Genomic DNA, 13,962 nt, shown 5'->3' with positions numbered 1-13,962 from the left:
TTGAGCTTTCATCCTTGAGCCTGATTACTTCCTACTTTTATAAATAGCCATGTTCTGCTAGAAAGGCAGGTGTGATGTCATCAGAACTAGCAGCTTCCCCAACTTTGGGGTTTCCTTTGCCAGAATAAAGGAATTTTTCGACATATTTGCCGAGAATATCTCCTTCAAGATTCACCAAACTACCGGGAACCAAATAGCGGAGATTGGTTTCAGCGTAGGTGAGAGGAATTACCGCCACCGTGAATTGGGAGTGTTCTGGCTCGTAGGCAGCTACTGTGAGGCTAATACCATTGACAGCAATACTACCCTTGGGAACAATGTACCGCGCGATCGCCTCAGGTGCTGTAAAGGTCATTTCCCAAGAAGTCGCTGTTTGTTCTGCTGTCACCATCCGCCCAACGCCGTCTACATGACCCATGACAAAATGACCACCAACTTTGCTCCCTACCCGCAACGAAGCTTCTAGGTTGACATATTTCTGTGCTGTTTCTCCATCCCCTAAAGTCGTGCGGCGCAACGTTTCCGGTGATGCAGTGGCGATAAAACCATCTTTTAAAACTTCTTCCACAGTCAGACAAACGCCATCGACTGCGATGCTGTCACCGTAAGCCATATCCTGCATAATTAAATCAGATGGCTGACTTACACAATTTATTTGCCAAGAATCTCCCCCTAAGGGTTTCATGGTTCCTAAAGCCTGGATCAATCCTGTAAACACAGCTTTTTTGCCAAATTAACTCTATTTATTGCCTAATTTTGCCTAAAAACAACTCGTAAATTCCTCCATAAATGTAGCAAAATCTGAGTATATTTTCTGACGTTATTGAAGATAGGGATATTATCACATTAGCATCACGAACAAGGCATACTTGGGTATAGAGAGATATTGTCTAAGTAGACCACTTTGCCTTACTCTGGTGTTCACATCAAGTTCGGAGTTTAATAGAAGCAATTATAGAAAACAAATGCCTATGTTTATTACTGTCCCTAGCTAAACCTGTCAAGGTATTATTTGTTACTTATTAACCAAGTACTCCAAGGAGCGTAGAGGCTTAACCAATGATTGAAATGAGAGTCGCTGGTATAGCATTAGATGCCATAACCCGCAGCCCGATTGTACTTTTGAAAGATGCTTCCGATCGCCGTGCTTTACCAATTTATATTGGTCAAGAACAAGCTAGGGCAATTGCGGGAGCAATAGAGAGTCAAAAGCCTCCAAGGCCTTTAACTCACGATTTAATTGTGAATATTCTAGAAACGTGGAATTTGACTCTAGATAAGGTTATTATTCATTCTCTGCAAAAAGATACATTTTATGCAGCATTAGTTGTCAAGCAAGGCGAGACAACAAAAGAAATTGACGCCCGTCCTAGCGATGCGATCGCCATTGCACTTCGTACCAACGCCCCCATTTGGGTAATGGAAGAAGTGATTGCTGATGCTTCTATCCCTGTCGATCGAGATGCTGATGAAGCAGAACAACAAGCCTTCCGCGAATTTATTTCTAATCTCCGTCCTGAAGATTTGATCAAACGCTTCGGTAATGGCGAAAGTTAAAAACTTAATGAAGTGCTAGGTAGCAAGCTAAAAACAATCAACAAATTAAACAATAAAGAACTAAGAAGAAAAAGTACAGGAAAGTACACAATTTCTTTACTTTTTCTTCTTAAATTTTCACTCGTTTTGCGAGTCATTGGTCATTAGTCATACGAAGTTGTCTTTGTACGTATTATTTGCGAAAAAGCCAGTTCAGAAAAATATTAATTTTAAACAAGACTTTATTGATCTTTGGCCATTTCACAAATGACAAATGATTAATAGTTTTAGCGTGCCAGCTTACTTTTATGCAATATCGACGCTTTGGCAAAACTAATCTACACTTGTCTGTTTTTTCCTTAGGAACAATGCGCTACCTAGCTGATGCAGAAAATTCCCAGCAAACTATCGAAAAAGCCTTAGCGTTAGGAATTAATCATATAGAAACTGCCAGAGGTTATGGCAAAAGTGAGGAGTTTTTTGGCCAAGCATTCAAAGCTGGTTTATCTGTACCTCGTTCTCAACTTCACATCACTACTAAAATTCCGCCTACAGCCGATGCTGACACAATGCGCCGCTACATTGATGAATCCCTAGAAAGATTGCAACTAGATTATCTAGATTGCTTGGGAATTCACGGCTTAAACACGTGGGAACATCTAGATTTAGTGCAAGCTGGTTGTATTGAAGCTGTGCAGGAAGCGATCGCAGATGGTCGGGTGCGTCATGTTGGTTTCTCCACCCACGGATCGTTAGATCTTATTCTGGCGGCTATAGAAACAGGTTTATTTGAATTCGTCAATCTGCATTATTACTATTTTTTCCAACGCCATGCACCAGCAATTCAGCTAGCAGCAGAAAAAGACATGGGGATTTTTATCATTTCCCCTGCTGATAAGGGAGGACGGCTTTACACACCACCCCAAACCTTAAAAGAATTGTGTCATCCCTTTTCACCCTTAGAGTTAAATTATCGATTTTTACTCAGTGACTCCCGCATTACTACCTTGAGTGTAGGGCCAGCCAACCCAGAGGAATTAATTGAACCTTTGCAAGTTGCTGATAGTGTTGATGAAATCACGCCAGAAGAAATTGCTGCTTTCCAACGTTTAGAAAATCAACAACAAACTACCTTAAAAACTGATAAGTGTAGCCAGTGCTATGCTTGTTTACCCTGTCCAGAAAAGATTAATATTCCAGAGGTATTGCGGTTACGTAATCTAACTGTGGCATACGACATGACAGACTACGGCAAATATCGCTATGGAATGTTTGAAAATGCAGGTCACTGGTTTCCGGGAATGAAAGCCAACCGTTGTACAGAATGCGGTGATTGTTTACCCAGATGTCCTGAAGAGTTAAATATTCCAGCATTGTTAGAAGATAGCCACGAAAAATTAAATGGCAAAGCCGGAAGGAGATTGTGGGGATAACCACGTTACACTGTTCGATGAATGCGATCGCTACTCAATAAAATTATGCAAGTCACACAACAGCGATACTACACGCCAGAGGAATATTTAGAACTAGAGGAAGCTGCTGACTACAAAAGCGAATATATTGATGGGCAAATAATTCCAATGGCTGGTGGCACAATAAATCACAACCAAATAGCGCTCAACTTAAGTAGTGAGTTAAATTTTGCTTTCAAAAAACAACACTACCGAGTGTATATGGGTGATGTTCGTTTGTGGATTGCCCAAAAGCGTACCTATACATATCCAGATGTGATGATTCTGGCAGATGAACCAGAGTATTTCAACAATCGTCTAGATATAATTGTAAATCCACAGGTAATTGTGGAGGTTTTATCAAAATCAACTAAAGGTTATGATCGCGAAGGTAAATTTGAGGCTTACCGAACAATTCCCACTTTCCAAGAATATTTATTAATCGATCAAAACCGGATTCATGTAGAGCAATATTCCAAAACTGGTAAAAAGCAATGGGCATTGCGTGAATACGATGAAGAAGATGAAGCGATCGCACTTGTAACTGTACCTTTTGAAATTTCCTTGCAAGATTTATACAACAAGGTGCAATTTGAGCTTGTAGAGTCGGAAGTCGAAAGCGCTGATATAGAGCGATGAGTTAAAGCGATCGCCCTTGATCAAAACTTTGCGATTTACTGAAACTCTCTCATTATGGTTGCCATCGGCAGAAATAGTGAAAGTTCATTGTCTTGAAAAGGAATAAACTCATACTTGAGATAAAAATCTTTTGCTTGCAAATCGATAGCATCAACTCTCACAGCAAATATGCCAATTTCTTGAGCAGCGCGAACAGCACGATAAAGAGCATCAGCTAATAATTCACTTCCTAAACCTTGCCCTTTCATAGATTTGTCTACCGCTAATCTCCCAATCAGCATTGCTGGAATTGGATAGGCTGGCATTCCACGCTGATAGGACTCTGGTAATGATTCATACTCAATAACGCTGGCACTAACAGTATAATAACCATCAATTTTTAAGCTTCCTGATGCTGGAATTGCTACAAACGTTTTGGCAATTCCTTTATTATGATTTTGCCGCGCATATTTCTTGAGATAATCATTTAAAATTACATAACCGCAATCGAAAGTATCTCTTGGATATTGCTTATCAATTGGGACAAAATTCCATCTCGCCTCGCTATCACTTACCATACTTATCTTTATATTTATGGATAGCAGATTTGAGTTTACCCTTCAATTCCGGTGGATTTTCCATCACGGACATGAACAAATCTCGATCGCGATTTGATAGTACTAACCTTTCATTTGCATCTATATCTTGTTTAGCAGCAGGTAAAACATGAATAAGTGTATAAGCACTCAAAGAAATTCCTTTGAGACTCGCAGCACGTTCTAATATTTCTTTTTGTTCTTGGGTAACTCGTAAATCGATGCGGCAATCTTTTGCAGATGATGGTTCTGACATGGCTATTTCTTAGTTTTAGCTGAGTCTTTATTCACAGCATAGCTAATCGTGGCGGAGAATGTACACACAATAATAGGATAGGAATATTTAGCTTCAACAAGGAAATAGCGATCGCTCTTTTCATCCACAATCCTCAACTAACTTCGATAAGATCGCTATGGTGCTACTTAAACCTTCCCACACCTGATGAAAAGCGATCGCTCTCCTCAAACCACCTCATCCACTCTGCAACGTCCTGAAATCCTCGCACCAGCAGGTAATTGGGAATGTGCCAAAGCTGCTGTCGAAAATGGGGCAGATGCAATCTACTTTGGTTTGGATCGTTTCAATGCCAGAATGCGGGCACAAAATTTTACTGAGGCGGACTTACCAGAATTGATGGCATTTCTCCACCTGCGGGGTGTGAAGGGTTACGTCACTGTCAATACGCTCATATTTCCTCAAGAAATACCAGAAGTAGAACAATATCTGCGTTCAATTATTGCCGCAGGTGTGGATGCAGCGATCGTTCAGGATGTGGGGCTATGTCGTCTCATCCGTCACCTGTCGCCTGATTTTCCGATCCATGCTTCTACTCAGATGACTATTACTAGTACGGCTGGGGTGGAATTTGCCAAGTCTCTCGGCTGTCAGTTGGTAGTACTTGCCCGTGAATGTTCCCTGAAGGAAATCAATAAAATTCAGCAGCAGATCGCGCAGAAGGAGACTTCTTTACCTTTAGAAGTTTTTGTTCACGGTGCTTTGTGTGTGGCTTATTCCGGTCAGTGCTTAACTAGCGAAGCTTTAGGTGGGCGTTCTGCCAATCGGGGCGAATGTGCCCAAGCTTGCCGGATGCCCTACGAGTTAATCGCTGATGGGGAAGTGGTAAATTTAGGCGATCGCAAATATCTACTCAGCCCCCAAGACTTAGCAGGGTTAGAAGTCCTGCCCGATTTGGTGAAGTCAGGGGTAACTTCTCTCAAAATTGAAGGGCGTCTGAAAACTCCTGAGTATGTTGCCAATGTCACCCGTGTTTATCGGGCAGCCTTGGATCGAGTAATGGAAAGATTAGAAAAGGACGCGGGGAAAGTAACCAAAAACTCGGAAGCTTCTCAAGAACGCTACAACTTAGAGATGGCATTTTCTCGTGGTATCTACACGGGTTGGTTTAAAGGTATTAATAATCAAGAACTGGTTCATGCGCGCTTTGGTAAAAAGCGTGGAGTTTACTTAGGCGAAGTCACGCGCATTAATAATGAACAGGTAGCAATTAGACTAGAAGCACCCGTTAAACCTGGGGATGGAATTGTTTTCGACTCCGGTCATCCAGAGGGAAAGGAAGAAGGAGGCCGAGTTTATGCAGTCACATCCAAGGGTAGGGAAACATTACTAAGTTTTGGTCGCAGTGACTTAAACTTCCGCCGCGTGCATGTGGGCGATCGCGTTTGGAAAACTAGCGATCCAGAACTCGATAAGCAATTGCGTCAGAGTTTTGCAGGCGAGAATCCCCAATTTCAGCGTCCGATTCATCTTGAGATTTATGGCGAAATCGATCGATTACTAACTGCGATCGCTCGTGATGAGCAAGGTCATGTCGTCCAGGTGGATTCTACAATACCACTAGTGGAAGCGCACACTAAACCCTTAACTACAGAACGTTTACAAGAACAATTTGGTCGTCTGGGTAATACACCCTTTTGTTTAGGAAGAATAACCAATCACCTCAGTGGCGCGGTGATGATACCAGTGAGTGAGTTAAACAGAATGCGGCGGGAAATAGTCGCGCAGTTGGAAGAGTTACGCAGTCAACCCCAACGCTGGGAATTACGTTCTGAAGTTTCTTTCCACGACCTACTCCCGTCATTATCCCCCTCATCCCCTTCATCTTCCTCACTCATCGTCCTAGTACGCAACCTCAAGCAACTTCAAGCCGCACTCCAAGCGGGAATCCAAACACTTTACTGTGAATTTGAAGACCCCCGCTTCTATCGGGAAGTAGTGCAGATGGTGCGTCAAGGACAAACTACAGCTAATCAAACTATCTGGGTTGCACCTCCCCGAATTACCAAACCAGGGGAAAAGTGGATTTTGCAACAAGTGCGTGACTGTAATGCAGATGGCTATTTGGTGCGGAACTATGACCAATTAGAATTCTTTGCCCAAGACCGTTGTATTGGAGATTTTTCACTCAATGTTGCTAACGCCCTAACAGCAAACTACTTTCAGCAGCGCTATGGTTTAGAACGGTTAACAGCATCCTACGACCTAAATATTAGCCAACTTGAACACCTGCTCACTAGTTGCCCACCCCAGTGGTTTGAGGTGACAATCCATCAACATATGCCGATGTTCCACATGGAGCATTGTGTATTTTGTGCTTTTCTTTCTACTGGGACAGACTACACTAACTGTGGACGACCTTGTGAAAAACAGGAAGTGAAGTTGAAAGACCGCGTAGGTAGCGAACATCTCCTCAAAGCCGATGTCGGTTGTCGCAATACTGTATTTAACGGTACTGCCCAAACCGGAGCCGAGTACGTACAGCGCCTCATAGCTTTGGAATTAAGGCAATTTCGCATCGAGTTTGTCAATGAGTCACCAGAGCAAGTGAGTAAAACGATACATTGCTACCAGCAACTCCTACAAGGTGAGATTACAGGTTCCCAACTTTGGCGGGAGTTAAAGCTGCAAAATCAGCTAGGTGTAACTCGTGGCCCGATGGGAGTCTCTTCTGTCAGGTAATAAGGCAGGAAGCAGAAGGTTGTAATGCCAGTAAAATTCTTAATTTTGAATTTTGCGGAAACTCTGCGCGGAGGTTTCCTCCTATCAGAACTTTCCAAGAGAGAATTTTGAATTTTGAATTGGTATGGCTTGCTGGCGGACTGGAATGCGGATAATGAATTCTGCTCCTTCGCCAGGTTTTGAAGTGCAAGATAGCGAACCACCATGTTTCTCAGTGACAATTTGATAGCTAATCGATAAGCCCATACCCGTTCCTTTGCCTACAGGTTTTGTAGTGAAGAAGGGATCGAACAAGCGTTTGTGAACTGACTCTGACATACCCGAACCATTGTCTGCAATGCGGATTTCGATTTGTTGAGCATCAACTTGTTCAGTGCAAATTGTAATAGTTGGGATAGTAATTTGTTCTTCATTGTCCGCTAATGACTCCTCTAAAGCATCGATCGCATTACTTAAAACATTCATAAACACTTGGTTCAATTCCCCTGCATAGCATTCCACTTGGGGCAGGTCGCCATAATGTTTGATAATCTCAATATCGGAATGCTCTGACTTCGTTTTCAGGCGATGTTGCAGAATCATCAGCGTGCTGTCAATGCCATCGTGAATATTCACCGCTTTCATCTCAGCTTCGTCCATGCGTGAGAAGATGCGTAGAGAAGCGACAATGTTGCGAATCCGATCTGCTCCCACGCGCATAGAAGAAAGTAGCTTGGGCAAATCTTCCAGCAGAAATTCTAGATCGATCGCCTCCGCTTCTTCCTCAATCTCTGAATGAGGAGATGGATAATGTTTATGGTACAGTTCCAACAATCTCAGTACATCTTGAGTGTAATTGCTAGCGTGATTGAGATTACCAAAGATAAAATTAACTGGATTGTTGATTTCGTGAGCAACACCTGCTACTAGTTGCCCTAAGCTTGACATTTTTTCGGTCTGCACAAGTTGAGCTTGGGTTTGTTGTAGTTTATATAGGTATTGTTGAAGTTCTTCAGCTTTTTCTCGTTCGCGCGTTTCTGATGCTTGCAAAGCTGCGTTTTTAACTTCAAGCTCTTGTGAGTAAGTGTGGAGATTGCTGTAAAGACGGGCGTTATCAATTGCAATCGAAATTTGGGCACTCAATAGACTCAGTAGCTTCACTCGTTCTGAAGAAAAAGCACCAGAGATTAGATTATTTTCTAGGTAAACAATACCAGTAAACTTACCAGAATGAATTAGCGGTAAACACAAAATAGATTTAGATTGGTGAGTACTAATATAAGCATCGTTGGCAAAGCGAGCATCTTTGACAGCATTGTCTAATACTAAATTTTCTCTGGTTCGTTCTACATAGTTGAATGAAGAGATAGGAAGTAAGAACGAATCTGTGTCTTCTTCAAAATTAACAACAACGGTAACATCTTTGCCTTCAATAATTCCCACCGCTTCTAAAATCCATTCATGGTCGTGCTTGGTAATAAAGTATCCTCGGACAGCACCAGCATTTTCGATGGCAATTTTCATCATTTTTTCGAGCAGGCGAGTTAGCACCATTTCTTCTGACAACACCTGTGAAGCTTTCATCACTGTCATCAAGTCGAAAAGGTGGGAGCCTCCAGTAGTAGTCGAACTTGTTTGAGTCAGTTCTTTGTAATTTGTTTCTAGCTTTTGTGTGTTTGAGGAGCGCGTAATTAATTGCGGGTATTTTGCTTCTAAATCTTTGACTTTAGCAACAGCCCCCCAACGAACATAGGCGTAGTAGGCATTAGTCATATAAGTTTGCGCAATGCTATGTTTACCCCACGATAGATAAAATTTAGCTGCAAGTTCGTGGGCTAATGCTTCTTCGTTGATGTATTCGTTTTCTTTAGCAAGTGCGATCGCTTTATCATACATCTCAATCGCTTCTAATTTTTCGTCCCTTACCCGATGCCGTTCTGCCTCTACTAAATAGAATTTATGCAAATAATTCATTGGGGCATGATGCGCCCATTTTTGCATTTTTGCTTGATTACTTTGTACGCGCTTAAGAATCTCCTGCTGCTCAGACTCTAGATTATCGCCATATATCGACAGCCCGATCAAAGAATCGTAGAAATGAAAAATAACAAAAGTTATCAGCCCTGCTGCTGCACCCACATAATTTTCTGCTTGATTAAGATTTTCCAGGGCTTGGGAGTAGTTTCCAAACAGATAACAAAGCTTTAGTTTTTCTAAGTATACAAAATAAAGTGCTAAAACATCGTTGCTTGAGTGGTGCTGGGGAAGCATTTTCTGCTCATCATAAGCTTCACCTTGTAAAATGCAGAAATTTTGGTTTTTGCCTATTATATTTAAGACAGCTTGCCAAAAGATTTCGTGATAATGAAGCACTGTTTCTTGCTTAATTTTACTAATGGCATCCCAATAGGTTACATTTTCTTGTTCAACTAAAGTTAGTTGCTTGCCTATTAAATATTGTTGAGAGCAATATTGAAATGCACCCCAAGCAGCATATTCCAAATCTCCAGTTTCCAAACCCCTAGAGTAATTTGACCGTAAATTTTCTATGGTATCGCCAACGTATTCTTTCCAATGTTTTATAAATATAAATACTATTTGGTATGTTTTGGCACTAACTTCTTTAGCATTTAATTTTGAAACCAAATCTACAGCTAATTGACCAAACTGATAGCCGCGTTCGATATCTCCCACAACCCCACACAAAAGAAAACCATAAAGGGAATATGTATAGGGAGACACAGAAGCATTGCCATATTGGACGCATAAATTGACTTGTTTACACACTACTAGAGGGATGAGTTGTGGAGCGCCTACGTAGGCGGCAACAGTTAAACTTGACAGTAGCCTCAACGCTGCTAATTTTTCAGAGTTAGTCATTTGAGGTAAGTCGAGCAAGTCCGAAGGTTCTTTCCCAGCCAAAATGGATGCCGTTTCCGCTAATGCTTGCTCAATATCTGAAGGTTTCACTGTTTCGGGAAACTTCACCCCAAACAGCTTTAAGGCTTCTAGTCCTGTATTAATCGCATCAATTAGCTTATTCTGTCCCACATAAGCTTGAATCTGAACTTCGTATACCTTCACTTTGTCCAGTAGCGAGGTGGCAAAGTTTTGCACTATTTCAGCCAATCTCTGCATTTCTTCAAAGTAACCATTGAGATATGCCGCCTCTAATGCTTCGGTATGCAGTGTTAATGTCAGATCATACTGATTCTTCCAGCTATCAGATGCCAACAGTTCTAAACCTATTTGCAAATATTTGGCAGCCGATTCATAAGCTGTTGCTGCTTTAGCTCTTTGACCTGCTATTAAATTAAGGTCTGCTAGTTCGTTTTTTTCTATTTCAGTTGTTAGTAAATCAGTCCCATAATTGAGTTGGTTGACTAGCGCAAAAATATTTTCTTTTCGTGCTTCTGGTGTAGTATTTTGCAGCAGTAATTGACCAATTGTTAGATGGGTTGCTTTTTTCTCTTCATCAGGAATTAAAGAATAAGCTGCTTGCTGTACTCGGTCATGTAAAAACTTGTAGTCAACCTTGACATCGGTTAAGGTCATACCGCTTGATTCTTCCTGACCAAATACTAAAGGAATTTTGTAATCTTGAGTTAACGGCAGAATTAATCCAGCTTGTAGGGCAGACCACAATTGTGCCGCAGTTGTTAGAGGTGATGTTTCATTGACGATCGCTAAAACATCTAAATTAAAAGTATTACCAATACAAGCAGCTAGTTTGAGGACTTGTTGTGTCTCAATCGAGAGTTTGCGAATGTTTCTTGCCGTGAGTTCAACAACATTCAAGTCAGTAATACCAATCGCTTGAATATCTTGAATATCCCATAGCCAAATCCCTGAGTGGAAGTCATAAGTTAACAAGTCTTCTTGATGCAGAGTTAAGAGCAGTTGCGTTAAGAAGAATGGATTACCCCCAGTTTTGTAGAATAGTAATTCTGCAAGTTGCTGACTGCGTTCTGCATCACTCAATGTATCGCCAACTAACGCTTCCACATCTGCTAATTGCAACGGTGACAGCACAATGTTATTTACCGCCGCATCATTCGATTGAATTTTCTCCAAACTCATCATCAGCGGATGGGTGGGCGACACTTCATTATCGCGATATGCTCCAATTAATAATAGATATTGGCGATCGCTATCTGTCATCAATAACTCAATTAAGTTCAGCGATGCCGAATCTGCCCACTGTAAATCATCAAGAAAGACAACCAAAGGATGATCTTGGTTTGTGAATACGCCAATGAATTGCCCAAAGAGGCGATTGAAACGATTTTGAGATTCTGTTGCACCCAGTTGTGTCACGGATGGCTGAGTCCCAATAATCAGTTCGACTTCTGGAATAACATCAATAATGACTTGTCCGTTCTCCCCCAACGCAGTTAATAGTTTCTCTTTCCACGCTTGGATTTGAGCTTCGCTTTCGGTGAGTAATTGCTGAACTAAGGATTGAAACGCTTGAATTAAGGATGCATAGGGAATATTGCGCTTGAACTGATCGAACTTACCTGCAATAAAATAACCTCTTGCACCCACAATCGGTTTATGAACTTCATTAACAACGCTAGTTTTACCAATCCCTGAATAACCAGACACTAGCATGAGTTCGCTGCTACCATCTGCTACACGTTCAAATGCAGCCATTAACATTGCGACTTCTGCTTCGCGTCCGTACAGCTTTTGCGGAATCAAAAAATTTCCAGATTTGTCCCGCCTACCCGGTACAAAGTTTTCAATCTTGCCAGTAGTTTGCAGCTGAAACAAGCATTCTTCTAAATCCGCTTTTAATCCCCAAGCACTTTGATACCGTTCTTCTGCTGTTTTCGCTAACAGCTTTAAAATAATCGCACTAATTGCCTCTGGCACATCTCCTAAAATACGGCACACAGTTTCTTTACAGGGTGCAGCTGGCATTTTAGCGATGTGACAGTGTACCAACTCCATCGGATCGTTAGCCTGAAACGGCAAATTACCCGTCAGCATTTCATACAAAGTAACACCCAACGAGTAAAAATCACTGCGGTAGTCGATCGCCCGGTTCATTCTCCCAGTTTGCTCTGGCGACATATAAGCCAGCGTACCTTCGAGTAAATTAGGATTGCTCAAAGTAGGATTTTCTTTATCAAGTCGTGAAGAGATACTGAAGTCAATCAGTTTAACTTCTCCAGAATCGGGGTCAATTAGAATATTGTGCGGCTTAATATCTTTATGAATAATCTGTTGGGCGTGGAGTTCGCCAAGCGTGTGCGCCAAATTAATTCCTATTTTGAGGAAAGTAATTAAGCTTGTGGTTTGATTTACAATTACTTCTTTAAGTAAGCAACCTGGAACGTCTTCCAATACCAAAGCCAGACCGTGCTGATAATTCTTTAACTCGTAAGGTTTAACAATCCCAGGAATTTGCAGAGACTCAATGATTTGATATTCGTGGCGCAGTCGTGCAATTTCTTCTAAAGATGGATGTTTATCGAGGAGAGTTTTGACAATTACGGAGGCGTTATCCGTTTCTCGCCGTCCGCGATAAATGACGGTTTTACTGCCATAGTGAAGTGTTTCATCGAGCTGATAACCAGTTAAAGAAGGTATCATTATTTTCTTTTGCTATATAAGTATTGTTAATATTCCCGTACTTGTTTCGATGTGTAATATTTGTCACAAAACTTCGTAATATTTACAGTAAAAGTTTGTATATTTTAAGGTGAGATTTACGTATACAATTCATACATCAATCGATGAAGTTATGTTTGAGCCACCAATTGAATAAACCCAGTAAAAATGAATGAGTCGATATTTAATAGCAACTCTTGAATAATCAATTTATGCAGTTACCACATTAGTGCTGGGAAACGTGGCTCAATCCCTGACTACACACTTTTCAATTGAGCTACATCGATCGCGAACTAGCAGTTTCTCGGACTGTCTCTAGAAATTTCTGTAAAGTTGGAGAGTTATTATTTGTGCGCCAAATCATGGCAATTGCAGCTTTTGGGGTAGCTTCTGGGATATTTTTGTAAACTACCCCAGTCCGTTGTAAGTTTTGCAAAGATGCTGGAGCGATCGCAACTCCCATTTCTCCAGCTACTAAACTCACAATCGTCTGCATCTGAATTGCTTCTTGAGCAACAAAGGGACTAAAACCTGCTTTTTGGCAAAGACTGATAATTAAATCGTAGAGTCCGGGTGCTAATTTTCGGGGAAATAAAATGAACGGTTCATTAGCTAAAGATGTCAAACTCACATCAGATTGATTTGCTAGCCAATGTGTCTCCGGAAGCGCTACGATCAACGACTCTTGAAAAATGATTTCCCAACTAAAGGTATTATCTTCTACAGGCGGGCGGATAAAGCCTACATCCATACGTCCTTCCCGTAGCCATTCTAGCTGCCGATCTGTGGTCATTTCGCGTAACTCTAGGCTTACCCCAGGAACGCGGCTGCGAAAATATTTTAAAATTGTTGGCAAAATGTTATACGCTGCTGTACTGACGAAACCAACCACTAACTGTCCAATTTCGCCCCGATTTGTTTGTCGCCCAGCTTGAATTGCTTGTTGTAATTGCTGGAGAATTTGTTGCACTTCAACCAGAAATACTTGTCCCGCTTCTGTTAACTGCACGTTGCGTTTTGTGCGGTGAAATAGCTCAAAGCCTAATTCTTGCTCTAATTGACGAATTTGTTGACTCAGGGGAGGTTGAGCAATATGCAATTTTTCGGCGGCTTTGCCAAAATGCAGTTCTTCTGCCAAGGTGACAAAGTAACGCAGGTGTCGTAGTTCCATCGCGTACAGCAACTA

Annotated in this window: 9 protein-coding genes; 4 read left to right on the top strand and 5 right to left on the bottom strand. The window is 41.5% G+C overall.

Features of this window, described 5'->3' with window-relative positions; all coding sequences use genetic code 11:
* Window positions 1-37: 37 nt before the first annotated feature.
* A complete protein-coding gene (locus tag AACU33_RS28600) occupies window positions 38-718 on the bottom strand; it encodes a riboflavin synthase (RefSeq protein WP_096593249.1) in 681 nt (226 codons plus the stop codon).
* A gap of 341 nt (window positions 719-1,059) precedes the next feature.
* On the opposite strand from AACU33_RS28600, the gene AACU33_RS28595 reads away from it, so the two are divergent.
* The 3 genes from AACU33_RS28595 (at window position 1,060) to AACU33_RS28585 (ending at window position 3,626) form a co-directional block, all read left to right on the top strand.
* Window positions 1,060-1,557 (top strand): bifunctional nuclease family protein, encoded by a 498-nt coding sequence (locus tag AACU33_RS28595; RefSeq protein ID WP_096593246.1) that lies wholly within the window; start codon window positions 1,060-1,062, stop codon window positions 1,555-1,557.
* Window positions 1,558-1,844: 287 nt separating this feature from the next.
* On the top strand, window positions 1,845-2,969 hold the full coding sequence (locus tag AACU33_RS28590; protein ID WP_096593244.1) for an aldo/keto reductase: 1,125 nt from the start codon (window positions 1,845-1,847) through the stop codon (window positions 2,967-2,969).
* 45 nt (window positions 2,970-3,014) lie between these two features.
* Window positions 3,015-3,626 carry a Uma2 family endonuclease gene (locus tag AACU33_RS28585; RefSeq protein ID WP_096595422.1) on the top strand — a complete coding sequence of 204 codons (612 nt, stop codon included), beginning with the start codon at window positions 3,015-3,017 and terminating at the stop codon, window positions 3,624-3,626.
* A gap of 35 nt (window positions 3,627-3,661) precedes the next feature.
* On the opposite strand, the gene AACU33_RS28580 is transcribed toward AACU33_RS28585, so the two are convergent.
* The gene (locus tag AACU33_RS28580; protein WP_096593241.1) at window positions 3,662-4,183 is read right to left on the bottom strand and encodes a GNAT family N-acetyltransferase; all 522 of its coding nucleotides are present in this window, start codon (window positions 4,181-4,183) and stop codon (window positions 3,662-3,664) included.
* A complete protein-coding gene (locus AACU33_RS28575) occupies window positions 4,173-4,457 on the bottom strand; it encodes a type II toxin-antitoxin system TacA family antitoxin (protein ID WP_096593239.1) in 285 nt (94 codons plus the stop codon). The genes AACU33_RS28580 and AACU33_RS28575 overlap by 11 nt, the downstream gene beginning before the upstream one ends.
* 186 nt (window positions 4,458-4,643) lie before the next feature.
* Here AACU33_RS28575 and AACU33_RS28570 point away from each other — a divergent pair, with 186 nt between their 5' ends.
* Complete coding sequence (locus tag AACU33_RS28570) at window positions 4,644-7,178, top strand: U32 family peptidase (protein WP_096593236.1); 2,535 nt, start codon at window positions 4,644-4,646, stop codon at window positions 7,176-7,178.
* A gap of 84 nt (window positions 7,179-7,262) precedes the next feature.
* Here AACU33_RS28570 and AACU33_RS28565 read toward each other — a convergent pair whose 3' ends face one another.
* Together AACU33_RS28565 and AACU33_RS28560 are read right to left on the bottom strand one after the other, a co-directional pair.
* Entirely contained in the window at window positions 7,263-12,758 is a 5,496-nt protein-coding gene (locus AACU33_RS28565; RefSeq protein WP_096593233.1) for a trifunctional serine/threonine-protein kinase/ATP-binding protein/sensor histidine kinase, read from the bottom strand.
* Window positions 12,759-13,053: 295 nt separating this feature from the next.
* The gene (locus AACU33_RS28560) at window positions 13,054-13,947 is read right to left on the bottom strand and encodes a LysR family transcriptional regulator (RefSeq protein ID WP_096593231.1); all 894 of its coding nucleotides are present in this window, start codon (window positions 13,945-13,947) and stop codon (window positions 13,054-13,056) included.
* Window positions 13,948-13,962: the final 15 nt, after the last annotated feature.

Origin of the sequence: Calothrix sp. NIES-2098 (genome assembly GCF_963875125.1) — a bacterium.
GTDB lineage: Bacteria > Cyanobacteriota > Cyanobacteriia > Cyanobacteriales > Nostocaceae > Aulosira.
This window is presented reverse-complemented; position numbering and strand designations above follow the sequence as displayed.

Bases quoted from the DNA above. Each gene is read 5' to 3' on its own strand.
- AACU33_RS28595 (WP_096593246.1), top strand. From the start codon at position 1,060: ATGATTGAAATGAGAGTCGCTGGTATAGCATTAGATGCCATAACCCGC.
- AACU33_RS28560 (WP_096593231.1), bottom strand. From the start codon at position 13,947: ATGGAACTACGACACCTGCGTTACTTTGTCACCTTGGCAGAAGAACTG.
- AACU33_RS28570 (WP_096593236.1), top strand. From the start codon at position 4,644: ATGAAAAGCGATCGCTCTCCTCAAACCACCTCATCCACTCTGCAACGT.
- AACU33_RS28575 (WP_096593239.1), bottom strand. From the start codon at position 4,457: ATGTCAGAACCATCATCTGCAAAAGATTGCCGCATCGATTTACGAGTT.
- AACU33_RS28580 (WP_096593241.1), bottom strand. From the start codon at position 4,183: ATGGTAAGTGATAGCGAGGCGAGATGGAATTTTGTCCCAATTGATAAG.
- AACU33_RS28565 (WP_096593233.1), bottom strand. From the start codon at position 12,758: ATGATACCTTCTTTAACTGGTTATCAGCTCGATGAAACACTTCACTAT.
- AACU33_RS28590 (WP_096593244.1), top strand. From the start codon at position 1,845: ATGCAATATCGACGCTTTGGCAAAACTAATCTACACTTGTCTGTTTTT.
- AACU33_RS28585 (WP_096595422.1), top strand. From the start codon at position 3,015: ATGCAAGTCACACAACAGCGATACTACACGCCAGAGGAATATTTAGAA.